The sequence below is a fragment of the Variovorax sp. H27-G14 genome (assembly GCF_046156345.1).
Classification (GTDB): domain Bacteria; phylum Pseudomonadota; class Gammaproteobacteria; order Burkholderiales; family Burkholderiaceae_C; genus Variovorax.
In genome coordinates this window covers 15,995-42,690 of sequence record NZ_JAYLVN010000029.1, presented here as the reverse complement: position 1 = coordinate 42,690, position 26,696 = coordinate 15,995, and the positions used below count along the sequence as shown (strand labels likewise).

The following is a 26,696-nucleotide window of genomic DNA, read 5'->3' as shown; positions in this document are numbered from 1 at the left end:
GAATCCCGAAGCTGAAACAATCCGCCCACTTATGGACGGACTCGACCTCATCAAAACCTTTCGTGAAGTCGCGTTCCGGCGCAGCTTCTCCCGCGCGGCCATTTCGCTGGGCATGTCGAAGGCCACGGTCAGCCGTTACGTGGCCGAGCTGGAAACCCGCAGCGGCGTGCGCCTGCTGAACCGCTCCACTCGCTCCCTGAGCCTCACCGACGCCGGCCAGGTGCTGCTGGAGCGCAGCACCGAGCTGGTGGCCATGGCCGAAAACACGCTCAACGACCTGCAGGCCCACGGCTCGCACCCGCAGGGGCGCCTGCGCATGAGCGCGCCGCACGGGCTCATTGCGGGTTGGCTGTCGGACGTGATTGCCGAGTTCATCAAGCGCTACCCCGAGGTGTATGTGAGCCTGGTGTTCACCAACGACGACCTCGACCTGATCGAAAAAGGCATCGACATTCACCTGACCGGCGGGCGCATCGACGACATGAACCTCATCGTGCGACGGCTGGTGCAGTTCGACATGGTGGTGTGTGCGTCGCCCGCCTACTGGGCGCAGCGCGGCATTCCGCAGGTGCCCGAAGACCTGGCCAAGCACGCGGTGCTGAGCTACTCGGCCATGCCCACTACGCACCTGCCCTTCGAAACCAACGGCAAGCCGCACGACGTGGCGGTGCACAGCCGCATGGAGGCGAACGACGCGATTGCGCTGATCGAACTGGCGCTGCGCGGTGTGGGCGTGGCCTATGTGCCAGAGCCGCTGGCGCAGTCGCACCTGGAGCGCGGTGCGCTGGTGCCGGTGCTGCGCGATCACATGCCGCATGAGCACTGGCTGTATGCCGCGTATTCGCAGCGCCGGCACAACAGCGCGGCCATGCGCGCGATGCTCGATTTTCTGGAGCAGTCGATGGGGCCGAACGGCGAGTTTCCGCAGGTGATGCCGCCGGCGCAGCCGGTGGCGCTGACGGCTACATGCGCCCCTTCCAGGGAACCAGTCGCCGTTCGAGCCACCGCATCAGCAGGTCGAACAGGTAAGCCACCACCCCAATGACGATGATGCCCATGATGACGATGTCGGTGCGCAGAAAGTTCGACGCGTTAAGCACCATCTGACCCAGCCCCATGCTGGCCGCCACCATCTCGGCCGCCACCAGCGTGGTCCAGCCGAAGCCGATGGCGATGCGCATGCCCACCAGAATGTCTGGCAGGGCCGACGGCAATATCACGTGGCGAATCACCTGCATGTAGCTCGCGCCCATGGAGTACGCCGCGTTGATCTGCTCCTGCGACGCGCTGCGCATGCCCGAGCGCGCGGCCAGGGCCAGCGGCGCGAAGCAGCTCAAGAAGATCAGCAGCACCTTGGGCAGCTCGTCGATGCCAAACCAGATGATGATGAGCGGCAGGTACGCCAGCGGCGGCAGCGGCCGGTAGAACTCCAGCGGCGGGTCGAAAATGCCGCGCCAGAAGCGGCTCATGCCCATGGCAATGCCCACCGGAATGGCGGTGACGCAGGCCAGCAGAAACGCCGAGAACACGCGGAACATGCTCGCCAGAAAGTGCTGCCACAGCGGCTTGTCGTTGGCCTGCCCCGTGAGGTATTCGTAGAACTGCTGAAACACCGCCTGCGGCGTGGGCAGAAACAGCGGCTTGACCCAGCCCATGTTGGTGACCAGGAACCACAGCGCGATCAAAGACCCCACGGTGACCACGCTGATGACCACGCTGGAGCCTTCGCCCGGCACCTTGAACGCGCTGGTCTTGAGCTTGGCGCCGGGTGCGGCTGCGGGCGCGGGCGAGGCCACAGGTTTGGTGGGCGGGGGTTGTGTCATGACGACGGCCGCAACGGGGGATGCAATGGACGCCTCAGGCATGGGCCACCTCGCGCTGGTGAATGATGGACAGCACTTCTTCGCGCATGCGGATGAACTCGGGCTCCGACTTCACTTTGCGCGAGTCGCCGTGCAACAAGAACTGCCGCGAGAAGGGCACGTTGTCGTACACATGCGAAATGCGCCCGGGGCTGGGGCTCATGACGATGAGGCGGGTGGCCAGGAACAGCGCTTCTTCCACCGAGTGGGTGATGAAGAACACCATCTTGTTGGACTTGGACCAGGCCTGCAAAAGTATCTCTTGCACTTGTTCGCGCGTGAACGCGTCGAGCGCGCCCATGGGTTCGTCCATGAGCAGCACGGCGGGGTCGCTGGCCAGTGCACGCGCAATGCCCACGCGTTGTTGCATGCCGCCGGAGAGTTCGTACACGGCACGGTCGGCGTAGGGTTGCAGGCCGACGAGGCCGAGTTTTTCTTCGGCGATGCGGTCGCGTTCTGCCTTGGCGACGCCGGCCAGTCGCAGGCCCAGTGCCACGTTGTCGCGTACGTTGAGCCAGGGCATGAGCGCATGCTTCTGAAACACCACTCCACGGTCGGCGCCGGGGCCGACGACGGGTTTGCCGTCCAGCAGGATCTCCCCTGTGGAAGGTGGAAGGAAGCCGGCGATGCTGTTGAGCAGTGTGGTCTTGCCGCAGCCTGAGGCGCCCAGCGCCACGACGAAGTCACCGTCGTGCATGGTGAGGTTGACCGGGGCCAACGCTTGCAAGGTGCCGCCCTTGACTGCGTAGTTGACTGTGAGGTCTCGGATGTCTAGCGTGGGCATTCTGGTTCTCCAAATGCGGTTGCTGAATTCGTTTTTGGCGCTGTTGTTCAGGGCGACGCTCACGCCGACGGGGTGCCTTGCTCCGCGAATGTCCCCCGCTTCGCTCCTCCTTTATTTCGCTGCGCAAGGCACCCCATCGACGTGAGCGTTTTCAGAGCTGTCGTTGATCGCGCGATCACTCAGAGCGTGCCCAAGTGCACAGGGCGTCGGGTGCTCCCCGCAGCGAAATAAAGGAGGAGGGGCGAAGCCCCGGGGGACATTCGCGGAGGGGAGCACCCGGCGGCCTGTGCACGCGCCCTGAACAAGAGCCCTGAACAGCAGCGCCCACAAAGCACCAAAGCAGTTACTTCCCCATCGCCTTCTCGACATAAGCAGTGGTCACGAACGCGCCGTAGTCAGGCTTCACCTCTTGCACACGCCCCTGCTCTTTCAGGAACGCCGCCGTATTGGCCATTGCCTTTGCAGCACCACCCCCCAGCCACGTAGCAGACACCTGCTCGGCCATGGTCGGGAAGGTGTAGAGCGCCATCGCGGCCGACACGTCCTTCGGGTCGGCCTTGGTCCACTTGGCCATGGCCTTGGTCTGCGGGGAGTCAGGTGTCCAGCTCTTTCCGGTGGCCTTGTATTCGTCGTTGGCACGGTTCAAGGCCTTCACGAATGCGACCATGAACGGCTCGTTGGCAGCGGCCCACTTGGCGTTGACCACAATGCCCTCGAACGTAGGAGCACCGCGCTTGCCGATGCTGCCCGAAGTGGCAATCGTCTTGCCGTTGGCCTTGATCTTGGAAAGCACCGGGTCCCAGATGAACGTGGCGTCGATGTCGCCTCGCTCCCAGGCGGCGGCAATCTCCGGCGGGCGCATGTTCATCACGTTCACGCTCTTGGCGTCCACGCCGTCCATCTTCATGCCGGCCATCAACTGGTAATGCGCGGTCGACACAAAAGGCGTGGCCACCTTCTTGCCGGCCAGGTCCTTCATGCTGTTGATGTTGGAGCCGTTGCGCGCCACCAGTGCCTCCGCGTTTGCGATGTCCGCGGAGATCCAGAACAGCTTGATGTCCTGCCCCTGGCTGGCCGCGGCCGTCAACGGGCTGGAGCCTGTTTCGCCCATCTGCACGTCGCCGGAGGCCATCGCGCGAATCACGTCGCCACCGCCCGCGAACATGCGCCAGTTGATCTTGTAGCCCGTGGCCTTCTCGACCTCGCCGGACTCCATCACCAGGCGCAACGGCACCAGCATGTCCTGATGGGCGAAGGTGACTTCCTTGGTTTGCGCAACGGCTGCACCGCCAAAGGTGAATGCCGCCACAAGGGCTGCGCACTGGAGGGAAAGACGTCGGGTCATGGTCATCTGTGTTCTCCTGGAGGGTGGATCTCGCTGCGGACTTTGCACCGATAGCCGCCAGCCAGGAAGTACCAGCCCGCTGGCGGGCGTAGAGCCAGTGGATCGGGACTTACCCTCGTTCTGGTGCGCGCTGCACGCACGCGGTGCGCGCCGGTTGCCGGGAGCGGGGCCGCAGCCGGCCCGCTCAGTGCGTGCGTGCGCCCGCGGGCCGCTTCTCGCCGCGCGCCAAGGCCAGCTCTTCCACCGCCAGCCCCAGGGCACGGATGCCCGCCGGAATTTGCGCCGCCGTGATGGACGACAAGCGCAGCCGGAAGAACGGGCACGGATACGGCGGCTTCGCAAAGAACACCTCGCCCGCCTCTATCAACACGCCGTGGCTGCGCGCCATCAGCGACAGCTCGGTGGCGTCCACCCAGGTCGGCGCCTGCACCCAGATCGACGCACCGCCTGAAGGCAGGCGGAATTCGAAATCAGGCAAATGGTCGCGCAGCGCCTGCGCCGCCAGCGCCAGCCGCTCCTGCATGGCGTGGTTCACGCGGCGTGCATGCGACTCGTGATGGCCCAGCGACAGGAACAGCGCGTACGCATGCTGCAGAAAGGTGCTCGGGTGCCGCACCATCGCATGCCGAATGACACGCAGCTCCTTGATGAGCGCGCGCGGCGCCACGATGAAGCCCATGCGCAGCGCGGGCGACAGGCTCTTCGATACCGAGCCCACGTAGATGACCCGCCCCGTCTTGTCCAGGCTCTTGAGCGCGGGCATCGGCGTGCCTTCGTACAGGTTCTCGGCCTCGTAGTCGTCCTCGATGATCACGAAGTCTTGCAGCTCGGCCTTGCGCAGCAGCCATTGCCGGCGCTCCAGGCTCAGGGTGGCGGTGGTCGGGCTCTGGTGCGAGGGGGTCACGAACAGGTAGTCGGCGGCGGGCAGCGCGTCGACCACAAGGCCGTCTTCGTCCACGTCCACCTCCACCCACTTGGGCTGGCGCAGCGAGAAGCTGTTGCGCGCATGCGGATGGCCCGGCTCCTCCAGGCCCACGCGCGTTTGCTCGTCGAACAGGGCCTCGGCCAGCAGGTAGTAGGCGTGCTGCGCGCCCATGGTCACCAGAATTTCTTCCTTCAGCGCGAACACGCCGCGCTTGGGCAGCAGGCGCGTGCGAATCTGCTCGATGAGGTCGGGCACGTCGTCGGTCTCGAAGTCCGGCGTCCAGTGCGGCAGCTGCGAGCGCGCCAGGCTGCGCGCACAGCATTCGCGAAAGTCTTCGGTGGGAAACAGCTGGGGGTCGTAGTTGCCGTAGACAAAAGGGTACGGGTAGTCGCGCCAGCGGTCGGGCTTGGACAGCGTGGGCTTGTCGACCAGCGAGCGCAGTACGCGGCCCGACCAGTCGGGCGGCTGGCTGGCCTGGCCGCTGCGGCCCACCAGCGGCTCGGCATGCGCGGCGGACAAGGGCCGCGCATTGCGCGCCACAAACACGCCGCTGCGCGGACGCGCCTCAAGAAAGCCTTCGTCGATCAGTTGCAGGTACGCCGATGTGACGGTGTTGCGGCTCAGGCCCAGCAGCGCGGCCAGCTCGCGCGACGACGGCAGCGGCGCGCCGGGGCTCAGGTGTTCTTCAAGAATGGCCTGCACCACGGCAGACCGCAAACGGGCCTGCAGGGGCAACGCAGGCTGGTCGGGCAGCGCGAAGAGCTGCGCCCATTGGGTGGCTCGCGGGTTGGACATGGTGCGCCGCAGTTTAGGGCAGCCCCTGTGCTTCTTCACCGTCCGGTGGCGCTCTGGCTCGGTCGAATCCCCGCAACTGGCCCTATCGCGCAAGCGGCGGGCTGCCTACGCTTGCCTCAATTCTTTTTCGGAGCTCCGCGTGAATCCCTCTTCTTCTTCAGTAACGACCGACACCCTGGCCGCCTTCAGCGACGCCTGGAACCGCCACGACATCGACGCGCTGATGAGCTTCATGACGCCCGACTGCATCTTCCAGACCGCCGCCGGCCCCGACGCCTGCGGCACGCGCCACACGGGCACCGAGGCCGTGCGCAAGGCCTTCGCCGCCGCCTGGGCCGCCGTGCCGAACGCGCAGTGGGTCAACGGCCAGCACTTTGTGCATGGCGACTTCGGCACCTCGCAGTGGACCTTCACCGGCACCGCCGCGGACGGCAGCGGCATCGAGACCGACGGCATCGACGTGTTCACTTTCAGGGGCGACAAGATTCACCTGAAGAACGTGTTCCGCAAGGCCCGCCCCAACCTGCCCGCCGCCAAGTAGCCCGGCCCTTCTTTTCTTCTTTCCCCCTCTTGGAGCCCTTCATGACCATGACAGGCACCGTGCAGTTCGCGCCCTCCCATGCGGCCAGCGTGGCCATCGACGGTGCCGTGGCATTCACGCAGCCGCCGCAGGCCCCGTTTCGCCCCTACGACCCGCAGTACGACCCGCTGCACGCACCCGACCCCGGCGCGGGCCGCGCCTACGCACCCACTTGGTGGGTGGCCAGCGCCGGTGAGCCGCCAGAGGACGACGGGCCGCTGGTGCACGACATCGATGTGGACGTGGCCATCATCGGCTCGGGTGCCACCGGCATGTCGACCGCGCTCTACCTGGCGCAGGAGCACGGCATTCGCGCCACGGTGCTAGAGGCCAATCAGGCCGCGTGGGGTTGCTCCAGCCGCAGCGGCGGCCAGGGGCAGAACGCGAGCGGCCGGCTCAAGCGCTCGCAGTGGATCCAGCGCTGGGGCATGGACACCGCGCGCCGGCTCGACACCGAAATTAGAAGCGGCTTCGAGAACTTTCGCGAGCTCACCCGCCAGATCGATTGCGACGCCTTCGACGGCGGCCACCTCTACCTGGCGCACCGGCCCGAAAAGCTGCCGGTGCTGGCGGCCGAGGCGCAGCTCATGCGCGAGAAGTTCGGCTACGCCACCCGCATGATGAGCGCCGAAGAGGTGCACGAAAACTACTGCGACGAGCGCGAAACCGTGGGCGCGATGTTCGAGGCCGAGGGCATCGGCATTCACCCGCTGAAGTTCACCTTCGGGCTGATGCAGCGCGCCCGTGCGCTGGGCGTGACGGTGCACACATCGAGCCCGGTGCAGGGCTGGCACACCATCGACGGCGTGCACCATTTGCAGACACCGGCCGGCGTGGTGCGCGCGCGCCGCGTGGCGGTGTGCACCGGCGGCTACACGGGGCAGGCGCTGAGCCCGCTGCTGAAGAACCGGATCATGCCGATCCTGTCGAACTCGGTGGTCACGCGCCCGCTGACCGACGCGGAGCTGCAGGCCACCAACTTCAAGTCGCAGACCTTTCTGACCGACACGCGCACGCTGCGCTTCTATTACCGGCTGCTCAAGGGCAACCGGCTGCAGATTGGCAGCCGCAGCGCGGTGAGCGGCGCGGACGCAGAAGACCCGGTGCACCTGAAGCTGCTGACGGACGCCATCGCGCGCAAGTTTCCACCGCTGGCGGGCATTCGCATCGACTACTCGTGGTGGGGCTGGGTCGACATGAGCCACGACATGATGCCGCGCATCACGCAGCCGGAGGCCGACAAGAAGGTTTGGTACGCGGTGGGGTACGGCGGCAACGGCGTGTCGTTTTCCACCTGGGCCGGCAAGCGGCTGGCCGAGCGCGTGGCGGGCAAGGACACGGGCAAGGACGTGTTCGAGCTGCCCATCTATCAATCGCCGCTGCCGTTTCCCAATGTGCTGGGGCTGGTGGAGTCGCGCGCGTTCGCGCCGTTCCGGCGCATGGGGCAGCGCATGCTCTACAAGTGGTACTGGCTGCGGGACGAGAAGTAGCGTTCGGGTGCATGGGGAACGCACCGCGCGCGCACATTCCCCCGTCATTCCCCTAAGTGGCGCACCGCCAGCACCACCCTGTTGCACAACGGGGCAAACCCGCGCCTTCTGGCCCTGTGACTGGCGCCGCGTTGGCTCTTCGCCGGCGCGCCTCAAGCCCCTATCTTCGACACCAAGGTTGCGCATGCCGATGCCAACCGAATCCTGATCTGCCTGTGTCGAACTCTCCGAGGTCCTGCCATGTCGCTTCCCGTTTTCACGCGCCGCACCACCCTGCTTTCCGCCAGCTTGGCGGCAGCGGGCACCTTGCTCCCGCTGCCGAGCTTTGCGGCGGACGAGCCCAAGCGCGGCGGCACGCTGGTCATCGGCAGCACCCAGACGCCGCGCCACCTGAACGGCGCGGTGCAGTCGGGCACCGCCACGGCCATGCCGTCGACGCAGATCTTTGCGAGCCCGCTGCGCTTCGACGACAAGTGGAACCCGCAGCCCTACCTGGCCGAGTCGTGGAAGCTGGCGGACGACGGAAAGTCGCTCACGCTCAAGCTGCGCAAGGACGCGGTGTTCCACGACGGCAAGCCCGTCACTTCGGCCGACGTGGCCTTCTCCATCATGGCCATCAAGGCCAACCACCCCTTCACCACCATGATGGGCCCGGTCGACAAGGTGGAAACGCCTGACGCGTACACCGCCGTCATTCGCATGGGCGTGCCGCACCCGGCCATCGTGCTGGCGATGTCGCCCGCGCTGTGCCCCATTCTTCCCAAGCACATCTACGGCGACGGGCAAGACCTGAAGAGCCATCCGCGCAACACCACCGACGTGGTGGGCTCGGGCCCGTTCCGCGTGACCGACTTCAAGCCCGCGCAGCGCGTGGTGCTCGAGCGCTTCGACAAGTTCTTTCTGCCCGGCAAGCCCTACTTGGACAAGATCATCATCAGCCTCACGCCCGACTCGGCCAGCCTGATGCTGGGGCTGGAGCGCGGCGACATTCAGATGGTGCCCTTCGCCACCCTGCCCACCGACCTGAAGCGCCTGGCCAACGACCCCAAGGTGGCGCTCACGCCCAAGGGCTACGACGGCATCGGCGCGCTCAACTGGCTGGCCTTCAACACCGCGAAGAAGCCGCTTGCCGACGTGCAGGTGCGCAAGGCCATTGCCACCGCGCTGGACAAGAACTTCATCACCAAGGCGCTGATGGGCGGCTTTGCCAGCGTGTCCGACGGCCCGCTGGTGGCCAGCAGCCCGTTTGCCGTGCCTGACCTGGTGCGCTACCCGTTCGACCTGAAAAAGGCCGGCGACATGCTCGACGCCGCAGGCTACAACGCCGGTGGCGGGGGTGCGGGTGGCGAGCGCTTCAAGCTCACCATCGACTACCTGCCCGGCGTGGACGACCAGCAGAAGAACGTGGCGGAGTACGTTCGCGGGCAGCTCAAGAAGGTGGGCATCACGGTGGAGGTGCGCGCCTCGGCGGACTTTCCGGCATGGGCCAAGCGGCTGGCCTCGCACGACTTCGACATGTCGATGGACACGGTGTTCAACTGGGGCGACCCGATCATCGGCGTGCACCGCACCTACCTGTCGACCAACATCAAGCCCATCGTCTGGACCAACACCCAGTCGTACGCCAACCCGAAGGTGGACGAGCTGCTCAACACCGCCGGCAGCCTGATCGACCCGACGCAACGCAAGGCCTACTACGCGACCTTCCAGAAGATCGTGACCGACGAGCTGCCCATCGAGTTCATCAACCAGGTGCCGTACCACACCATCACCAGCAGGAAGGTGGCGAACGTGCCGACCACCATCTGGGGACCGATGTCGCCGATGGACGAGGTGTACTTCAAGTAAGGCGGGCAAGCCATGGCCACGCTGCGCTATGCCGCCTCTCGACTGCTCCAGGCCCTGGGTCTGGTGATTGCGGTGGTGGTGCTCAACTTTGTGCTGGTGCATGCCGCGCCGGGCGACCCGGTGGAAACCATTGCGGGCGCCAGCGGTGGCATGTCGCCCGAGCTCATGGCGCAGTTGCGCGCGCAGTACGGGCTCGACAAGCCGCTGCCCGTGCAGCTGGGCGTGTACCTGGGCAAGGTGGCGCGGGGCGACCTGGGCTACTCGTACTTCTTCAACCTGCCGGTGACCCACATGATTGCCGAGCGCGTGCCGGCCACGCTGCTGCTGGTGCTCAGCTCGGTGCTGCTGGCGTTCTTGGTGGGCACGGCGCTGGGTGTGCTGTCTTCGCGCAAGCCGAACGGCTGGCTGTCGCAGTTCATCACGGTGTTGTCGCTGGTGGGCTTTGCCGCGCCGGTGTTCTGGCTGGGGATCATGCTGGTGATTCTTCTGGCCTCTGTGTTCCCGGTGTTTCCGGTGGCGGGCATGCGCGCCATCGACTCCGACGGCGGCGGCGGGCTCAAGGACATGCTCGACGTGGCGCACCACCTGGTGCTGCCCACGCTCACATTGAGCCTGGTGTACCTGGCGCAATACAGCCGGCTCGCGCGCTCGTCGATGCTCGACGTGCTGGGCTCCGACTTCATTCGCACGGCGCGCGCCAAGGGCCTGGCCGAGCGGGTGGTGCTCTACAAGCATGCGCTGCGCAATGCGCTGCTGCCGGTGGTCACGGTGCTGGGGCTGCAGTTCGGCAACGTGCTGGCCGGCGCCATTCTGGTGGAGACGGTATTCAACTGGCCGGGCCTGGGGCGGCTGGCCTTCGAGTCGGTGTTGCGGCGCGACTACCCGACCATTCTGGGCGTGCTGCTGTTCTCGTCGGTGGTGGTGGTGGTGATGAACCAGCTCACCGACCTTTGCTATCGCTTCATCGATCCGCGGATCAAAGCTTCATGAGCACCGCCCATATGACCAAGGTGCCCAAGGTGACCACCGTGCCCGCTGTTGCCGCTGCAACCGCCAAGGCCCCTGCCATGAAGACGCCCTCGCCCGTTCGCGTGGAGCACCCCGGCATGGAAGCCCTGCGCATGTTCCTGCGCAACCCGGCCGCAATCGCCGGCATGGTGATGCTGCTGGCCGTGCTGCTGGTGGCCATTGCCGGGCCTTGGCTGTACCCGGCCGACCCGTTCGAAATAAAGACAGCGCCGCTCACCCCGCCCTTCAGCGAAGAGGCGTGGCTGGGCAGCGACTACCTGGGCCGTGACGTGCTCACCGCGCTCATCTACGGCGGGCGCGCCACGTTGCTGGTGGGCGCGGTGGCCGCACTGCTGTCGGTGGTGATCGGCATCACGCTGGGCGCCTTTGCGGGCTACTACGGCGGCAAGATAGACACGGCGCTGATGAAGCTCACCGAGTTTTTTCAGGTGCTGCCCGCGCTGCTGTTCGCGATGGTGGTGGTCACGCTGTTCTCACCCACGCTGGTGACGGTGACGCTGGCCATCGGCATCGTGAGCTGGACGCACACCGCGCGGCTCACGCGCGCCGAGTTCATGAAGTTTCGCGGCCTGGAGTTCGTGCGTGCCGAGCGGGCCATTGGCGCGCGCGACGCACGCATCATCTGGAAGGTGATCTTGCCCAACGCGCTGCCGCCGCTGGTGGTGTCGGCCACGCTGGCCATCGGCGCGTCCATCTTGTTCGAGGCGGGGCTGTCGTTTCTGGGCCTGGGCGACCCGAACCAGATGAGCTGGGGGTTGATGATCGGCTCCAGCCGCCAATATGTGCTGTCGTGCTGGTGGGCCGTGGCCTTTCCGGGCGCAGCCATCTTCATCACCGTGCTGGCCGTGAGCCTGATTGGTGACGGCCTGAACGATGCCCTCAACCCCAAGCTGAGGGAACGCTGATGGCCACGAGCAAAGAAAACCACGACGCCACTGAAGCACTGCTGCGCGTGCAAGACCTGCACGTCGAGTTCAAGACCCGCCGCGGCCAGGCGCTGGTGCTCAACGGGGTCGACTTCGAGGTTCGCGCCGGCGAAACGCTGTGCGTGGTCGGCGAGTCGGGCTGCGGCAAGAGCATGACGGCGCTGGCCCTGCTGCGGCTCATTCCGCAGCCGCCGGGCCGCATCAGCAAAGGCCGCGTGCTGTTCCAGGGTGAAGACCTGGTGCAGGCCACCGACGCGCGCATGCGCGAGGTGCGCGGCAACCGCATCTCGATGATCTTTCAGGAGCCCATGACCTCGCTGAACCCGGTGTTCACCGTGGGCGATCAGATCGGCGAGTCGCTGCGGCTGCATGCAGGCATGAACGCGCACGCGGCGCGCGAGCGTGCCATCGAAATGCTGCGCCAGGTGGGCATTCCGGCGCCGGAACGGCGCGTGGACGAGTACCCGCACCAGCTCTCCGGCGGCATGCGCCAGCGCGTGATGATTGCCATGGCGCTGGCCTGCCGCCCCGACATATTGATTGCCGACGAGCCCACCACCGCGCTGGACGTGACGGTGCAGGCGCAAATCTTCGACCTGCTGCGCGAGCTGCAGCGCGAAAAGGGAACGGCCATCTTGCTCATCACGCACGACATGGGCGCGGTGGCCGAAATGGCCGACCGCGTGATGGTGATGTACGCGGGCCGCGTCATCGAGCAAGGCACCACCGAGCAGGTGCTTTCCGAGCCCGGCCACCCCTACACGCGCGGGCTGATCGACTGCCTGCCGGAGCTGGGCAGCAGCGCCGCCTGGGACGGCGACACGCGCGAAGACCTGGCGGAGATTGCGGGCGTGGTGCCCTCCATCTGGGAGCTGGGCACAGGCTGCGCGTTTCGCGAGCGCTGCCCGCGCGCCATGGCGCGTTGCGCCGAAGAGGTGCCGCCGATGTTCGCGGTGCAAGGGGATGTCGACGCGGGCCTGCCGCACGGCGCGGCCTGCTGGCTGCATGCTGATGCGCCGAACGCGAACGATGCGCTCGGCCGACGCGAAAAGGAGGCGGCATGACATTCATCGGCAAGACCGACACGCTGCTGAAGGTCGACGACCTGAAGGTGCACTTTCCGCGCGGCAACTCTGGCTGGGGCCGCAAGCCCGAGGTGGTGAAGGCGGTGGACGGTGTCTCCTTCGAGGTGCGGCGCGGCAGCACGCTGGCGGTGGTGGGCGAATCGGGCTCGGGCAAGACCACCACGGCGCTGGCGGTGATGCGGCTCACGCCGGTCACGTCGGGCCGAATGCAGCTCGGCGACACCGACCTGGGCGCGCTGCAGGGCGAGGCCTTGCGCCAGGCGCGCACGCGCATGCAGATCATTTTTCAGGACCCGTTCTCTTCGCTGAACCCGCGCGAGCGAGCGGGCGCGGCGGTGCGCGCGCCGCTCGACCTCATGAAGGTCGGCACGCCCGAAGAGCGCACGCGCCGCGTTGCCGAGCTGTTCGAGGCGGTGGGCCTGCGGCCTGAGCAGCAGCACCTGTTTCCGCACCAGTTCTCGGGCGGGCAGCGCCAGCGCATCAACATTGCGCGGGCGCTGGCCACCAACCCCGAGCTGGTGGTGTGCGACGAGCCGGTGTCGGCACTCGACATCGCAATTCGTGCGCAGATACTGAACCTGCTGGCCCGGCTGCAGCGCGAGCTGGGGCTGACCTACCTGTTCATCTCGCACGACATGGCGGTGGTGGAGCACATCTGCGACGACATCGCGGTGATGTACCTGGGCCAGATCGTGGAGCGCGCGCCGCGGCGCAGCTTTTTCGCGCGGCCATTGCACCCCTACAGCGTGGCGCTGATGTCGGCCGTGCCCACGGTGAGCGGCGGGCGCCGGCGCGCGGCAAGCCGCATCAAGCTCAGCGGTGATCCGCCGAGCCCCATCGATCCGCCCAAGGGCTGCCGCTTTGCCGGGCGCTGCCCAGTGGCCGAGCCGGCCTGCGCGGCCGAGCTGCCGCCGCTGCGCGAGGTGGCGCCCGACCACTGGGTGCGTTGCAGGCGCGTCGACATGGTCGACGGCGTGCCGCGCCCGCCTCTTTCGAATCCAGAGTCGCCATGAGCCAAACGAACACCACCACCACTGCTACCACCACGGTCTACACCGCCCGCACCATCATCACCATGAACCCCATGCAGCCGCACGCCACCCACGTGGCGGTGCGCGACGGCCATGTGCTGGCCGTCGGCTCGCTCGCGGACATGCAGGCCTGGGGAGCCTTCACTCTCGACGAGCGCTTTGCCGACAAGGTGCTGATGCCCGGCCTGGTCGAGGGCAACTGCCACCTGAAGGAAGGCAGCATGTGGGACTGGACATACCTGGGCTGGTTCGACCGCCGCGACCCCGCGGGCAAGGTGTGGAGCGGCCTGAGGTCGATGGACGAAGTGGTGTCCCGCCTCTCCGAAGTGGCCGCCAGGATGACCGCCGACGGCGTGCCCGACACCACGCCGCTGATCGCCTGGGGCTTCGACCCCATCTACTTCGGCGGGGAGCGCATGACGGTGCAGCACGTCGACCGTGCCAGCGCCACGCGGCCCATCGTCATCGGCCATGCGAACGGGCACCTGATGAACGTGAACAGCGCAATGCTGAACATCGCCGAGATTTCGAGCGACAACGAGGTCGAGGGCGTGGTCAAGTTTGCCGACGGTGCGAACGAAGGCGAGCCCACCGGCGAGCTGCAGGAGCCGGCGGCCATGTTCCTGGTGCTGCGCAAGATCGGCAACGCCGGCCTGCTCGCACCGATGACCGAGGCCGGGGTGCGCTCATTCGCCAGGCTGGCCTGCATGCAGGGCGTGACGACCGCGACAGACCTCGTCAACAAGCTCACGCCCGAAGACTGCGGCGTGCTGGAGAAGACCACCGGCGACGACGGCTTTGGCGTGCGCATCCTGCCCGCGTTTCAGGCCTTTCACGGCACGCACGGCGCGCCGCAGGGCGCGGCGCATGTGCAGGCGCTGCTGCCGCGCAACACCGACCGCCTGCGCTACGGGCTGGTGAAGATGATGCTCGACGGCTCCATCCAGGGCTTCTCTGCGCGGCTGCGCTGGCCGGGGCATTTCAACGGCGCGCCCAACGGCATCTGGGTGACCGCGCCCGCGCAGTACGAGGCCGACTTCGAGACTTACCACCGCGCCGGCCTCACCATCCACACGCACACCAACGGGGACGAGGCCAGCGAGGTGGCCATCGATGCCATCGAACGCGTGCTCACGCGCGCGCCGCGGCCCGACCACCGCCACACGCTGCAGCATGGCCAGATGATCGATGCGCCGCTGTTTCGCCGCATGGCCGCGCTGGGCCTGTGCGCCAACCTGTTCGCCAACCACATCTGGTACTGGGGCGACCAGCACTACGAAATGACCATGGGCCCCGACCGCGCCAACCGGCTCGATGCTTGCGGCAGCGCGCTGGCGGCTGGCGTGCCGCTGGCCATTCATTCGGATGCGCCCGTCACGCCGCTGGGGCCGCTGTTCACCGCATGGTGCGCGGTGAACCGTGTCACGCCCAAGGGCCGGTTGCTGGGCGAGGCCGAGCGCATCACCGTGGCGCAGGCGCTGCGCGCCATCACGCTGGGCGCGGCCTGGACGCTGAAGCTCGACGGCGAAATCGGCAGCATCGAATGCGGCAAGCGCGCCGACTTCTGCGTGCTGGAAGACGACCCGCTGCAGATGGACCCGATGGCCCTGAAAGACGCGCGCGTGTGGGGCACCGTGCTGTCGGGCAGGGTGTTCGAGGCACAGCGAGGCGCGGGCGCGTGAGCCTGAAAAAGCGCCTGCCGCTCACCGTCATCGGCGGCTTTCTGGGCGCGGGCAAGACCACGCTGCTCAACCGCTGGCTGCGCGAGGCCAACGGGCTGCGCATGGCGGTGCTGGTGAACGACTTTGGCGCGCTCAACATTGACGCCGACCTGATCGCCGCCACGCACGGCGACACCACGGCGCTGACCAACGGCTGCGTGTGCTGCCAGATCGGCGACGACCTGGGGCGCGCGCTGGTGGCGGTGATCGAGGCGACGACGCCGTTCGACGCGGTGGTGATCGAGGCCAGCGGCGTGTCGGACCCGTGGCGCATCGCGCAGATCGGCATGGCCGCGCCGGAGCTGAGCCTGGAAGGGGTCGTCGTGCTTGTGGATGCAAGCGCGGTGGCACAGCAAGCCAAAGATCCGCTGCTGGCCGACACGCTGGCGCGGCAGGTGAAGTCGGCCGACCTGGTGGTGGTGAACAAGGCGGACCTGGCGACGGCCGATGCCTTGGCCGGGGCGTGGGCCTGGGTCGAAGCGACGGCGCCCGGCACGCCGTGCATGGAGACCACCGAATCGGCGGTGCCGCTGGAACTGCTGTCGGGCGTGACGCAGGCGGATGCGGCGGCGCATGTGTGCGGCCCTGGCTGTCATGCGCATCACGGGCAGCACGGGCATGGAGCGCCGGACCACGGCGCGCTTTTCCAGACCTGGAACGCGCAGCCCGACGCGGTCATTCCCGCCGAAGCGCTGCGTGCGTGGCTGCGCGATGTGCCGCCGGGCGTGCTGCGGCTCAAGGGCCTGCTTCGCACAGGAGAAAGCGATTGGTCGCAGGTGCAGTTCGCCGGCCGCCACGGCAGCCTGCGCAAGGCCTTGCCGCCGGTGGGAGATGGCCGTGCCGGCGTGGTCGCGATCGGGCTGCGCGGGCAGTTGCCTGAAGGCGCGCTGAAGGCATTCTTCGCGCGCTGATGTTTGACGCGGCCGCAGTCATGTTGCAATCGCGCGTGTTCTTTTCAACGCGCAGGCCGCAACACGCATGACGACTTCCACCCTTCTGATTCGCCCCCCGGTGTCGGACGACTTTGCGGCATGGCAGCCGCTCTGGGAGGGCTACAACGCCTTCTACGGCCGCGAGGGCCCGTCCGCCCTGCCCCAAGAAATCACTCAGGCCACATGGCAGCGGTTCTTCGACGCACATGAGCCGGTGCATGCGCTGGTGGCCGAGCGCGACGGGCAACTGGTCGGGCTCACGCATTACCTGTACCACCGCAGCACGACGCGCATCGAGCCGACGTGCTATTTGCAGGACCTGTTCACGCTGCCGTCGGAGCGCGGGCGAGGTGTGGGGAGGCAGCTGATTCAGGCCGTGTATGAAAACGTGAAGCTCGCGGGAGGCCACCGCGTGTACTGGCAGACGCATGCGACCAACACGGCGGGCCGCACGCTGTACGACAAGGTCGCGTCGCACGACGGGTTCATCGTGTACAGCAAGATGGTCTGAGGCAGCCCTCAGTACTTGATGGTCACGCCCGCCTTCACGCCGTTGTTGGCCTTGCCGTCCGAAGACACCCCGCCCGACAGCGACACATTGCCGCCCGTGCTCGCGCCCATCGAATAGGTGGGCCGCGGCGTGGAGGTGTCGGTTCCGATGTAGGTGCCGCTGCCGTCGGCGCGCTGCACGCCGACCGTGGCGCCGTTGACGGTGGCCGAAGTCTCGGTCGGGTTCACGTTGGGCGCCACATACACGGTGCCCTTGTCGTCGTTGTCGACCGGCACCTTCACCGGCTCGGCCTGCACCAGCGCGCTGGCCGCGCTCAAACCCAACGTCGTCACAAGAATCAATTTACGCATCGCTCGATGCTTTGCGATGCGGCGCCTGACCCGCGTAGGACGAAAGGAGATTCAGGCCATGCGCTGCAACTGAAAATGTCAAAGACTATGCTTTGACAAAAACGCAGAAGGACGATCCATGGACACACCCGCCCCACCAGCCGGCCCCGCCGGCCCCGCGCCCGAAGCGCTGGAACGCATGCTGGCCGCCGGCCGCGACGGCGCGCTGTTGCGCATGAGCCTTGCGCTGGCTTACCACCGCCGGGCAGACCCGTTGACCGCGCTGACGCACCTGGAAAAAGCGCTGGCCTTTGACGCGGACTTCAGCGCTGCCCACCGGCTGCAGGGGCTGGTCGCATTGGAGCTGGGCAACACCGCGCAGGCCGAGAGCGCGTTCGCCAAGGGCCTGGAAGTGGCGCAGCGGCGCGGTGAGATGCAGTTGGCGAAGGAGCTGACGGTGCGGCTGCGGCGTGTTGCCAAAAGTCGTAGTGGCCCACATAATTGAGAGCAATTCTTATTTAGACTGTCGAGCGCCCGTTCGGCCGTGCGCGGATCGTGAATTCCCCGTCCCTTGCGTCCCCTCATCCGGTCGAGTCCCTCTACGCCGAACACCATGGCTGGTTGCAGGGATGGTTGCGCCGCAAGATGGGCAACAGCTTCGACGCTGCCGACCTGGCACATGACACCTTCGTTCGCGTGCTGGGCAAGAACGCCAGCGAGGACATCCGCGAACCCCGCGCGTACCTGACCACCATTGCCGGCGGCCTGCTCGCGAGCCACTGGCGCCGCCATGCGCTCGAACAGGCCTGGCTCGACACCCTCGCCGCCCGGCCCATGGCGCTGGCGCCGTCCCCCGAGGAGCGCTGCCTCATTCTTGAAACGCTTGAGGAAATTGCCCGCCTGCTCGACGGCCTGCCCGCGCAGGTGCGCGAAGCCTTTCTGCTGTCGCAGCTCGACGGGCTGACCTATCCGCAGATTGCCGAACGGCTGGGCACTACCGTCAACGTGGTGCAGAAGGCCATGGTTCGCGCCATGGCGCACTGCTACAAGGCGCTTTATGCGCCAACGGCCCGCTGAAGCGCGGGCCTTGCAGGTGAGCGCGCAGTTTCCGTCACCGCCAGACACTGGAGAGGTGCTGCCTGAGGCCATCGTGGAGCAGGCCATCGGCTGGTATGTGCAGCGGGCCTCCGGCCTTGGCGACGCGCAAGACCCGTCGGCATTCGCGCGCTGGCATGCCGCTCACCCCGACCATGCCCACGCCTGGCAGCGTCTGCAGGCCATGGGCCAGCAGTTGCGCGGCAGCTCGGCCAGCGTGGAGCCGGCCGTCACGCGGGCCACCCTGGGCCGCGCGGCCACGGTGTCGGCGCGCCGGCGCACGCTGAAGACGCTGATGTGGGTCGGCACCGGTGGCACCGCGCTCTACCTTGTGCAAGACCAGTTCCCCTGGCGCAGCCAGTTCGCGGGCGCCTGGGCCGACATGCGCACCGCCACCGGCGAGCGCCGCAGCATGGTGCTCTCCGACGGCAGCACGGTGCTGATGAACACCGGCACCGCGCTCGACGTGCGCTTCGACGCGCGCGAGCGCCGGCTCGTTCTGCACCGCGGAGAAATCATGGTCGCGACGGCGCGCGATGCGGCCCGTCGGCCCTTCGTGGTGAGCACGCGCGACGGCAGCCTCACGCCCGTCGGCACGCGCTTCACGGTGCGCCGTGACGAGCCCGCCGACGACTCGCTGGGCTTCACCGCCCTGGGGGTGAGCGAAGGCGCGGTGGAGATCCGCACCGCGAATGGCAACCCCAACCCTGCACCGCCCACGCTGGTGCGCGCCGGCCGGCAGGCCCGCTTCACGCGCCACCACGTCGACACACCCGAAGCGCTGCAGGAGGCGAGCCAGTCGTGGACCGACGGCACGCTCACCGCCGAAGGCATGCCGCTGGGCCGGTTCATCGCGGAACTCGACCGCTACCGACCCGGCCGGCTGCGGTGCTCGCCGGAGGTGGCGGGCCTGCGCATCACCGGCGCCTGGCCGCTGGACGGGAGCGACCCGACCGAGCGAATCCTCGAGTCGCTGGCGCGGCGCCTGCCGGTCAAGGTGACGCGCCTGACGCGCTACTGGGTCACCGTGTCGGCGCGCTGACGTGCTGAGGCACTGACGCACTCACAGCGGCTTTACACAGAAAACCGGCAGTTTTTTCGGTCTCGTGCGGCTTTGCATGCAGAAGCCAGGCGGAACGACTCTTTGTGCGTGCTTGCCAAGCCACTGTCCAACACAAGCAACAGCAAGAGGAATCTGCAACATGGCGGTCGTTCGCACTCGGTCTTTTCCACAGTCATCCGCCACGGGCGGGCGGTATCAGTTGTCGCCCGTGGCGCTGGCCCTGTTGTGCGTCGCGCTCGGCACGGTGGGCGGCCTGGCCAGCGGGCCGGCCTTCGCGCAAGGAGCGATGCCGTCAGGTGAGCAACGCCGCAGCTTCGACGTTCCCGCGGGCACGCTCGACCAGGCCCTGAGCCGGTTCGGGCGCCAGGCCGGCGCGCAGATCGCGGTCAACGCGGAGCTGACCAACGGCCTGCGCAGCCCTGGAGTGAGCGGCACCCTGAGCGTGAACGACGCGCTGCGCTCGCTGCTGGCCGGCACCGGCCTGGAGGCCCTGCGGGATGCGAACGGCGAGTACACCCTGCGCAAGAACACCGCCGGCGCGCCGCCGGCCTCGCAGAGCGACGCCGTGTTGCCCCCCGTGACGGTGACCGCCGACTCGGCCGTGCCCGGCGACCTGCCCCAGCCCTATGCGGGCGGCCAGGTCGCGCGCGGCGGCCGGGTCGGACTGCTGGGAGACCGCAACTTCATGGACACGCCGTTCAACCTCATCACCTACACGGCGCAGGTGATGCGCGACCAGCAGACCCGCTCCGTTGCCGACATCGCGGACAACAACCCGTCGTTTCGAGCCATCTACCCCGGCAACGACGCCATGACCGACTTTGTGGTGCGCGGCAACAAGGTCAAGGCGCTGGACGCGGCCTACGGCGGGCTCTATGGGCTGATGTCGCCCGGGGTCGAGTCGCTCGAGCGCATCGAATTGCTCTCGGGCGCCAACGCACTGCTGAACGGCCTTGGTCCGGTCGGCGGGGTGGGTGGCAGCATCAACCAGGTGCCCAAGCGCGCGGGCGACGCACCGCTCACGCGGCTGAGCACGGGCTATGTGTCGGATGCGCAATGGGGCGTGCAGGCCGACGTGGGGCGCCGCTTTGGCCAGGACAACCGCTTCGGCATTCGCTTCAACGGCGTCTACAGCGACGGCGACACCGCCACCGACCGCCAGAAAAAACGAGTGGCCATGGGCGCGCTGGCGCTCGACTACCGCGGCGACCGCCTGCGCCTGTCCGCCGACCTGGGCGCGCGGCGCAACGACAGCGACTCGCCCTCACGCACCACTTTCGTGGCACCCGGTTTCGCGCTGCCCGCGCCACCGCGTTCCGGGCGCAACTGGCAGCAGCCCTGGTCCTATGACAACGTCAATTCACGCACCGTGGCGCTGCGCGGCGAGTTCGACATCACGCCCGGCCTCACCGTCTTTGCCGCGGCCGGTGGCTCACGCTTCGAAGAGTCGCAGCTGTTCTCCAACTCGCAGCTGCAGTCGTCGGCCGGCAAGCTCTTGCAGAACCAGGTGTACTGGCCGCTCTACCGCAACAGCACGACGGCAGAAGCCGGCATTCGCGGGCGCTTCGACACCGGGCCGGTGCAGCACCGCTGGACGGTCACGGCCTCCACGCTGCGCGTGCGCAACGGCATTCTGCTGAACACTTTGGCGCAGACCAGCACCAACATCTATGCGCCGGTGTTCATCGGCCAACCGGGCATCGCGGGGCTGCGCGGGCCCGACGCCGTGCCGCAGACCGGCTCGGCCGACATCTCGGGCGTGGCCGTGGCGGACACGCTGTCGGTGCTGCAAGACCGGGTGCAGCTCACGCTGGGCGTGCGCCAGCAGAAAGTGAAGTCGGCCAACTACAGCGCGACCACGGGCGCCACGTCGTCCAGCTACGACAAGTCGGCCACCACGCCCGGCGTGGGCCTGGTGGTGAGGGCGAGCGAGAGGGTCTCGGTGTATGCCAACTACATCGAGGGTCTGCAACAGGGTCCGACGGCCACCGCGGGCTCCGTCAACGCGGGCCAGATCTTCGCGCCCTACGTCTCCAAGCAGTACGAGGCCGGCGTGAAGGTCGACTTTGGCGGTATCGCCACCACCTTGGGCGTGTACCAGCTCAAGACGCCCAACGGCCTGGCCAACGCGACCACGCGCGTGTATTCGGTGGACGGCGAGCAGCGCACGCGCGGCATCGAGCTCAACAGCTTTGGCGAGCTTGCGACGGGCGTGCGGCTGCTCGGCGGCCTGGCGCTGGTCGATGCCAAGCAGACCCGCACCGCGGGCGGCACCAACGACGGCCGGCAGGTCACGGGCGCGCCCAAGGTGCAACTGAACCTCGGCGCCGAGTGGGATGTGCCCCAGGCCCCGGGCCTCACGCTGTCGGGCCGCGCCATTCACACCGCCTCGCAGTACGTCGACACCCTCAATGCGCAGTCCATTCCACGCTGGACGCGCTATGACGTCGGGGCGCGCTACCGCACGAGCTGGTCGGGCGTGCCGACCACGCTGCGGCTGAACATCCAGAACCTGCTGAACAAAAGCTACTGGGCCTCGGCCATCGACGGCTACCTGGTGCAGAGCTCGCCACGCAGCATCCAGCTGTCGGCCACCTTCGACTTCTGAGCGCGCGCGCCATGCACGCACGGCGCCTTCGGCGTTGGCAATGGGTCCACCGGTGGAGCAGCCTGGTCTGCACGGTGTTTCTGCTGGTGCTGTGCCTGACCGGCCTGCCGCTCGTGTTCCGCGACGAGCTGGCCGACTGGGCCAGCGCCTCCGCGGGCAAGGCCGCACCGCCCGCGCAGGCCGGCCAGGCCGACCTGGACGCGATGGTGGACGCGGCGCGCGGCCCCTCGGGGCTGTACCCGGGCCAGACCGTGCGCTGGATCAGCCTGGAAGACGACCGCCCCGAGATGTGGATCGCGCTCGCGCCCACCTACCTCGCGGACCGCAAGCTCAACCACGTGCTGAAGTTCGACGCGCACACAGGCCGCATGCTACCGGCCGCATCGCAGGCCGCCCCCGGACGGCCCACGCTGACCGGCGTGCTGCTGCGGCTGCACAAAGACCTGCTGCTGGGCCTGCCGGGCGAGCTGTTCTTGGGCGCCATGGCCTTGCTGGTGCTGCTTGCGAGCGTCTCGGGCGCGGTGCTCTACAGCCCGTACCTGCGCAACCTCGACTTCGGAACCGTGCGCCGGCAACGCGGTGCCCGCATACGCTGGCTGGACATCCACAACCTGCTCGGCATCACGACGCTGGCGTGGGTGCTGGTGGTCGGTGCCACGGGCGCCATGAACGAGGTGGCCGATCCGCTGTACGACCGCTGGCGCGAGACGGCCCTTGCCGATGCACTGCGGCCCTTGCCGATGCACTGCGGCCCTACTACGGGCAGCCGATGCCCACACAACTCGCCTCGGCGCAGGCCGCGGTGACAGCCGTGTTGCAGGCGATGCCGGACATGCGCATTCGCAGCGTGCGCTTCCCCGACGGCGAACTGGGCAGCCCTCACCACTACCTGGTGTGGGCCATCGGCCAGACGCCCGTGACCTCGCGGCTGTTCACACCGGCGCTGGTGGACGCGAGAACCGGCGCGCTCGTGCTGCTGCCCCCGCCGCCCTGGTACCTGACGGCCCTGCAGCTGTCGCGCCCGCTGCACTTCGGCGACTACGGTGGGCTGCCGCTCAAGATCATCTGGGCGCTGCTCGACGGCGTGGCCATCGTGCTGCTCAGCAGCGGGCTGTACCTGTGGCTGGCGCGCCGGGGGCAGCACAAGCCCAGGGTCTCGGGCCGTGAGCCGGGGTCGTGAGCCGGGGTCGTGAGCCGGGTGGTGCGCCGGGTGGTTACTGCGCCACCGTCGACATGTCGATCACACCCACTGTTTCACATACCCTGGCGGCGCTTCGCTGCAGCGCGCATCGGGGATGGGCGGTGCGCGGCCAGCCACCAATGGCAGCACGCCTGCCCAGACGGGGTGCTGCAGGTCTGCTTCGTCGTCCACGGGCGGCCCGCTGCGCACCTTGCAAGCCGCCTCGTTCAGCGCAATGCGCATGACCGTGGTGGCCGCAAACTCCTTGGCGTTGCCGGCGCGGATCTCGGCTTGTCGGCCCACCGCGATGTGCTCCATGAAGGCAGCCATGGCACCGCGCTTGTCGTGCACGGCCTCGAAGCTGCCGTAGACCACCGCCGAGCGGTAGTTCATCGAATGGTTGAAGGCCGAACGCGCAAGCACCAGGCCGTCCAGGTGCGTGATCGTGACGCAAGCCTGCGTTCCTTTTTGCAGCAGCTTGATCAGGCGACCCCCGTTGGAGCCGTGGATGTAGAGATGGTCTTGCTCACGCCAGCAAGCCGTCGGAATGCAGTGCGTGCCTGCGTCGTCCGCAAACGCCACATGGCACAGATAGGCCGCATCGACGATGGCGTGCAGGGTCGCGCGGTCATAGCGCGCGTTCTCGGCAATGCGTCTTACGCGGGTGCGGTCGGTCGCGGGCTTGGCAATGGCATCGTTCACGGAATCTGTTTCCATCGAGAGTGGTTGGGGAGCGCAATCTAGGCGATATGTGGTTCTTCAATAAGATCCAGGCACCGCATATTTTCTAGAGCCACAGAATGGACTTTCGGCTGTTGTTCTCCACGTTCCAGGCAGACCCGGCGCACGCGAAGTGGTCGCAGCAGCGGCAGTTGCACGAGTGCCTGCGCCGGAGCATTCGCGACGGCACCCTGACCGGTGGCACCCGCTTGCCCGCCAGCCGCACGCTGGCCAATGAACTGGGCATGGCACGCAACACGGCCCTGTATGCCTACGAGCAGTTGGCCACGGAGGGCTTTCTCGTTGCCAGCCGGCGCGGCAGCGTGGTGGCGTCGATCGTCAGCTTGCAGACACCGGCGACAGCGCCCGGTGCCGGGCTGTCTTTGCGCTCGGGCTTGTCGCGCCGCGCGCGCACCCTGCCGGCCTTGCCGAACTTCGACATGCCCGGTGCGTTTGCGCCCGGTGTGCCGTCACTCGGAGATTTTCCGGTGACGCTGTGGCGGCGTTTGCTGGACAGGGCATGGCGCTCCTTGAAGCCGGCCCAGCTCAACTACGCCGACCCCAGGGGAGAGCACGCGCTGCGCACCGCCATCGCCGACCACTTGCGCGTAGCGCGCGGCGCCCTGACAGACAGCGAGCAGGTGTTCATCACAGACGGCACGCAGAACAGCCTGGACCTGTGTGCCCGCGCCTTTGCCGATGCAGGCGACAAGGTGTGGCTGGAGAACCCGGGCTACCAGGGCGCGGTGGCTGCGTTCGGCGGCGCCAAGCTCAAACCCATCGGCATCCTGGTCGATGCGCAGGGCATGGCCCCTACGGCCAATGACTGGCTGCGCCACAGGCCCAGGCTCATCTATGTCACGCCTTCGCACCAGTACCCGGTGGGCAGCGTGCTCAGCCTGGAGAGGCGCCTCGCGCTCATCGACCATGCGCGCCGGGCCGGAGCGTTGATCATCGAGGACGACTACGACAGCGAGTTCCGCCACGAAGGCCCACCGTTGTCATGCATGCAAGGCTTGGCGGCGGATGCCCCGGTGATCTACCTGGGCACCTTCAGCAAGACGCTGTTTCCGGCGCTGCGCATCGGCTTCATGGTGGTCCCCGCATGCCTGGCGCCGTCGCTGGCGCAACTGCTGGCGCGAACCGCGCCGCGTGGGCGTCAGGCAGACCAGCTTGCACTGGCGGAATTCATTCGCAGCGGCCAATTCAGCCTGCACCTGCGGCGCATGCGGCGCCTCTACCGCCAGCGCCGCGATGCACTCGTCGCCGAACTGGAAGCGCAGTTGTGCGACGTGGCGGATGTGCACGGCAGCACGGCCGGCATGCACCTGGCGCTGCGCCTGAAAGACCACGCGCTGGACGATGTGCGCATGAGCGCCAGGCTGCTCGACCGGGGCATCGCGGCCCCCGCGTTGAGCCAGCATGCCGTCGGCTTGCGCACCCAACCCTGGCGCGGCTTTCTGCTGGGTTACGCGCAGGTGCCGGTCGACAAGATGGGCTCACTGGTCAAACAGCTGGCGCATGTCATTCGCAGCGAGGCCGCCGCATGAGGGTCTGTTCAGCAAAGGGGCTCCGCGCCCCGCTGTTCAGGCCGCAACCGTTGCCATGTCGATCACAAAACGGTACTTCACATCGCTCTTGAGCATGCGTTCGTAGGCCTCGTTGATCTTCGGCATGGCGATGGTCTCGATGTCCGACACGATGCCGTGCGCGGCGCAGAAGTCGAGCATTTCCTGCGTCTCGGCAATGCCGCCGATCATCGAGCCCGCGATGCGGCGGCGCTTGGTGATCAGGCCGAACACGCCCGGCGACGGATGCGGCGTGCCCGGCGCGCCGACCAGCACCAGCGTGCCGTCGAGCTTGAGCAGTTGCACGAAGGGGTCGAGGTTGTGCGAGACCGCCACGGTGTTGATGATCACGTCGAAGCTGTTGCGGTGGGCGGCCATCTCGTCTTCGTTTCTGGACACCACGACCTCCTTGGCGCCCAGGCGCTTGGCGTCCTCGGCCTTGCCGGGCGAGGTGGTGAACAGCACCACGTGCGCGCCCATGGCCGCGGCAATCTTCACGCCCATGTGGCCCAGCCCGCCCAGGCCGACCACGCCCACCTTGGAGCCCGGGCCCACCTTCCACTGACGCAGCGGTGAATAGGTGGTGATGCCGGCGCACAGCAGCGGCGCCACGGCGGCCAGCTGCTTCTCGTCGTGCGAGATCTTCAGCACGAACTTCTCGAACACCACGATGTGGTCCGAATAGCCGCCCAGCGTGTTGGCGCGCGACACCTGTTCCTGGCTGTCGTAGGTGCCGGTCATGCCGTTGTCGCAGTACTGCTCCAGGCCGTCCTTGCAGGGCTGGCAATGCTGGCAGCTGTCGACCATGCAGCCCACGCCCACCAGGTCGCCTGCCTTGAACCTGGACACCTCGCTGCCGACCGCGCGCACGCGCCCGACGATTTCGTGGCCCGGCACGCAGGGGTAGGCGGCCGGGCCCCATTCGCTGCGCGCGGTGTGCAGGTCGGAGTGGCACACGCCGCAATACAGGATGTCGATGGCCACGTCGCGCGCGGCGGGTGCGCGGCGCTCGAAGCTGAAGGGCGCCAGGGGCGTGGTGGCGGACTTGGCCGCGTAGGCGTGAGTGAGGGTCATGGTGTGGGAAATCTGGTGTTTTGAAGGTCGGCCAATGGCCCGTCGTTGGGCGGGTTGGCCGGGGTTGCACTGCACCATCTTCAGCGATGCGGGCTGCCACGCCATGCACGGCACGCGCTTGTCCCCACGGCCCGCACGGCTGTCGCGCCAACGACGCGGCGCCGTGCGACTGGCGAGCACATTGCCGCGGCCTGC

25 protein-coding genes are annotated in these 26,696 nt (G+C 67.5%); 18 read left to right on the top strand and 7 right to left on the bottom strand.

Annotation, left to right across the window (positions count from 1 at the left end; genetic code table 11):
* Positions 1 to 31: 31 nt before the first annotated feature.
* A complete protein-coding gene (locus tag VLK31_RS33910) occupies positions 32 to 1,045 on the top strand; it encodes a LysR family transcriptional regulator (RefSeq protein WP_409172885.1) in 1,014 nt (337 codons plus the stop codon).
* Here VLK31_RS33910 and VLK31_RS33905 read toward each other — a convergent pair.
* The 4 genes from VLK31_RS33905 to VLK31_RS33890 all read right to left on the bottom strand — a co-directional run bounded on the left by VLK31_RS33905 (position 963) and on the right by VLK31_RS33890 (position 5,711).
* Positions 963 to 1,865 carry an ABC transporter permease subunit gene (locus VLK31_RS33905; protein WP_409172884.1) on the bottom strand — a complete coding sequence of 301 codons (903 nt, stop codon included), beginning with the start codon at positions 1,863 to 1,865 and terminating at the stop codon, positions 963 to 965. The two genes, VLK31_RS33910 and VLK31_RS33905, sit on opposite strands and share 83 nt — an antisense overlap.
* Positions 1,858 to 2,646 carry a taurine ABC transporter ATP-binding protein gene (locus tag VLK31_RS33900; RefSeq protein ID WP_409172883.1) on the bottom strand — a complete coding sequence of 263 codons (789 nt, stop codon included), beginning with the start codon at positions 2,644 to 2,646 and terminating at the stop codon, positions 1,858 to 1,860. Before VLK31_RS33900 ends, VLK31_RS33905 begins: the two co-directional genes overlap by 8 nt.
* A 343-nt stretch (positions 2,647 to 2,989) precedes the next feature.
* On the bottom strand, positions 2,990 to 3,997 hold the full coding sequence (gene tauA, locus VLK31_RS33895; RefSeq protein WP_409172882.1) for a taurine ABC transporter substrate-binding protein: 1,008 nt from the start codon (positions 3,995 to 3,997) through the stop codon (positions 2,990 to 2,992).
* Between the two features lie 178 nt (positions 3,998 to 4,175).
* Positions 4,176 to 5,711: a PLP-dependent aminotransferase family protein gene (locus VLK31_RS33890; protein ID WP_409172881.1), complete on the bottom strand. Its 1,536-nt coding sequence runs from the start codon at positions 5,709 to 5,711 to the stop codon at positions 4,176 to 4,178.
* A 139-nt stretch (positions 5,712 to 5,850) separates the two neighbouring features.
* Here VLK31_RS33890 and VLK31_RS33885 point away from each other — a divergent pair, with 139 nt between their 5' ends.
* From VLK31_RS33885 to VLK31_RS33840, 10 genes are all read left to right on the top strand, one after another.
* On the top strand, positions 5,851 to 6,252 hold the full coding sequence (locus VLK31_RS33885; protein ID WP_409172880.1) for a nuclear transport factor 2 family protein: 402 nt from the start codon (positions 5,851 to 5,853) through the stop codon (positions 6,250 to 6,252).
* Positions 6,253 to 6,293: 41 nt separating this feature from the next.
* Positions 6,294 to 7,781 (top strand): FAD-dependent oxidoreductase, encoded by a 1,488-nt coding sequence (locus tag VLK31_RS33880; protein ID WP_409172879.1) that lies wholly within the window; start codon positions 6,294 to 6,296, stop codon positions 7,779 to 7,781.
* 240 nt (positions 7,782 to 8,021) lie between these two features.
* Entirely contained in the window at positions 8,022 to 9,629 is a 1,608-nt protein-coding gene (locus VLK31_RS33875; RefSeq protein WP_409172878.1) for an ABC transporter substrate-binding protein, read from the top strand.
* 12 nt (positions 9,630 to 9,641) lie between these two features.
* Complete coding sequence (locus VLK31_RS33870) at positions 9,642 to 10,619, top strand: ABC transporter permease (RefSeq protein ID WP_409172877.1); 978 nt, start codon at positions 9,642 to 9,644, stop codon at positions 10,617 to 10,619.
* A 77-nt stretch (positions 10,620 to 10,696) separates the two neighbouring features.
* Positions 10,697 to 11,563: an ABC transporter permease gene (locus tag VLK31_RS33865; protein ID WP_409172906.1), complete on the top strand. Its 867-nt coding sequence runs from the start codon at positions 10,697 to 10,699 to the stop codon at positions 11,561 to 11,563.
* Entirely contained in the window at positions 11,563 to 12,648 is a 1,086-nt protein-coding gene (locus VLK31_RS33860; RefSeq protein ID WP_409172876.1) for an ABC transporter ATP-binding protein, read from the top strand. The genes VLK31_RS33865 and VLK31_RS33860 overlap by 1 nt, the downstream gene beginning before the upstream one ends.
* A complete protein-coding gene (locus VLK31_RS33855) occupies positions 12,645 to 13,682 on the top strand; it encodes an ABC transporter ATP-binding protein (RefSeq protein WP_409172875.1) in 1,038 nt (345 codons plus the stop codon). The genes VLK31_RS33860 and VLK31_RS33855 overlap by 4 nt, the downstream gene beginning before the upstream one ends.
* On the top strand, positions 13,679 to 15,382 hold the full coding sequence (locus VLK31_RS33850) for an amidohydrolase (protein ID WP_409172874.1): 1,704 nt from the start codon (positions 13,679 to 13,681) through the stop codon (positions 15,380 to 15,382). Before VLK31_RS33855 ends, VLK31_RS33850 begins: the two co-directional genes overlap by 4 nt.
* A gap of 2 nt (positions 15,383 to 15,384) precedes the next feature.
* Positions 15,385 to 16,332, top strand: coding sequence for a CobW family GTP-binding protein (locus tag VLK31_RS33845; RefSeq protein WP_409172905.1), 948 nt, complete (start codon positions 15,385 to 15,387; stop codon positions 16,330 to 16,332).
* 67 nt (positions 16,333 to 16,399) lie between these two features.
* Positions 16,400 to 16,864, top strand: a complete 465-nt coding sequence (locus VLK31_RS33840; RefSeq protein ID WP_409172873.1) for a GNAT family N-acetyltransferase — start codon at positions 16,400 to 16,402, stop codon at positions 16,862 to 16,864.
* Positions 16,865 to 16,872: 8 nt separating this feature from the next.
* Here the strand turns inward: VLK31_RS33840 and VLK31_RS33835 are convergent, their stop codons facing one another.
* The gene (locus VLK31_RS33835) at positions 16,873 to 17,214 is read right to left on the bottom strand and encodes a hypothetical protein (RefSeq protein WP_409172872.1); all 342 of its coding nucleotides are present in this window, start codon (positions 17,212 to 17,214) and stop codon (positions 16,873 to 16,875) included.
* 118 nt (positions 17,215 to 17,332) lie between these two features.
* Here VLK31_RS33835 and VLK31_RS33830 point away from each other — a divergent pair, with 118 nt between their 5' ends.
* From VLK31_RS33830 to VLK31_RS33805, 6 genes are all read left to right on the top strand, one after another.
* Positions 17,333 to 17,698: a hypothetical protein gene (locus tag VLK31_RS33830; RefSeq protein ID WP_409172871.1), complete on the top strand. Its 366-nt coding sequence runs from the start codon at positions 17,333 to 17,335 to the stop codon at positions 17,696 to 17,698.
* Between the two features lie 50 nt (positions 17,699 to 17,748).
* Positions 17,749 to 18,270 carry a sigma-70 family RNA polymerase sigma factor gene (locus VLK31_RS33825; protein WP_409172870.1) on the top strand — a complete coding sequence of 174 codons (522 nt, stop codon included), beginning with the start codon at positions 17,749 to 17,751 and terminating at the stop codon, positions 18,268 to 18,270.
* Positions 18,251 to 19,330, top strand: coding sequence for a FecR domain-containing protein (locus tag VLK31_RS33820; RefSeq protein ID WP_409172869.1), 1,080 nt, complete (start codon positions 18,251 to 18,253; stop codon positions 19,328 to 19,330). Before VLK31_RS33825 ends, VLK31_RS33820 begins: the two co-directional genes overlap by 20 nt.
* A gap of 160 nt (positions 19,331 to 19,490) precedes the next feature.
* Entirely contained in the window at positions 19,491 to 21,959 is a 2,469-nt protein-coding gene (locus tag VLK31_RS33815) for a TonB-dependent siderophore receptor (protein WP_409172868.1), read from the top strand.
* A gap of 11 nt (positions 21,960 to 21,970) precedes the next feature.
* Positions 21,971 to 22,765 carry a PepSY-associated TM helix domain-containing protein gene (locus VLK31_RS33810; RefSeq protein ID WP_409172867.1) on the top strand — a complete coding sequence of 265 codons (795 nt, stop codon included), beginning with the start codon at positions 21,971 to 21,973 and terminating at the stop codon, positions 22,763 to 22,765.
* Complete coding sequence (locus tag VLK31_RS33805) at positions 22,729 to 23,139, top strand: PepSY domain-containing protein (RefSeq protein ID WP_409172866.1); 411 nt, start codon at positions 22,729 to 22,731, stop codon at positions 23,137 to 23,139. The genes VLK31_RS33810 and VLK31_RS33805 overlap by 37 nt, the downstream gene beginning before the upstream one ends.
* Before the next feature lie 60 nt (positions 23,140 to 23,199).
* On the opposite strand, the gene VLK31_RS33800 is transcribed toward VLK31_RS33805, so the two are convergent.
* Entirely contained in the window at positions 23,200 to 23,856 is a 657-nt protein-coding gene (locus VLK31_RS33800) for a pyridoxamine 5'-phosphate oxidase family protein (RefSeq protein WP_409172865.1), read from the bottom strand.
* Between the two features lie 83 nt (positions 23,857 to 23,939).
* Here VLK31_RS33800 and VLK31_RS33795 point away from each other — a divergent pair, with 83 nt between their 5' ends.
* Positions 23,940 to 25,409, top strand: coding sequence for a PLP-dependent aminotransferase family protein (locus tag VLK31_RS33795; RefSeq protein ID WP_409172864.1), 1,470 nt, complete (start codon positions 23,940 to 23,942; stop codon positions 25,407 to 25,409).
* A 36-nt stretch (positions 25,410 to 25,445) separates the two neighbouring features.
* Here the strand turns inward: VLK31_RS33795 and VLK31_RS33790 are convergent, their stop codons facing one another.
* Positions 25,446 to 26,501, bottom strand: a complete 1,056-nt coding sequence (locus VLK31_RS33790) for an NAD(P)-dependent alcohol dehydrogenase (protein ID WP_409172863.1) — start codon at positions 26,499 to 26,501, stop codon at positions 25,446 to 25,448.
* Positions 26,502 to 26,696: the final 195 nt, after the last annotated feature.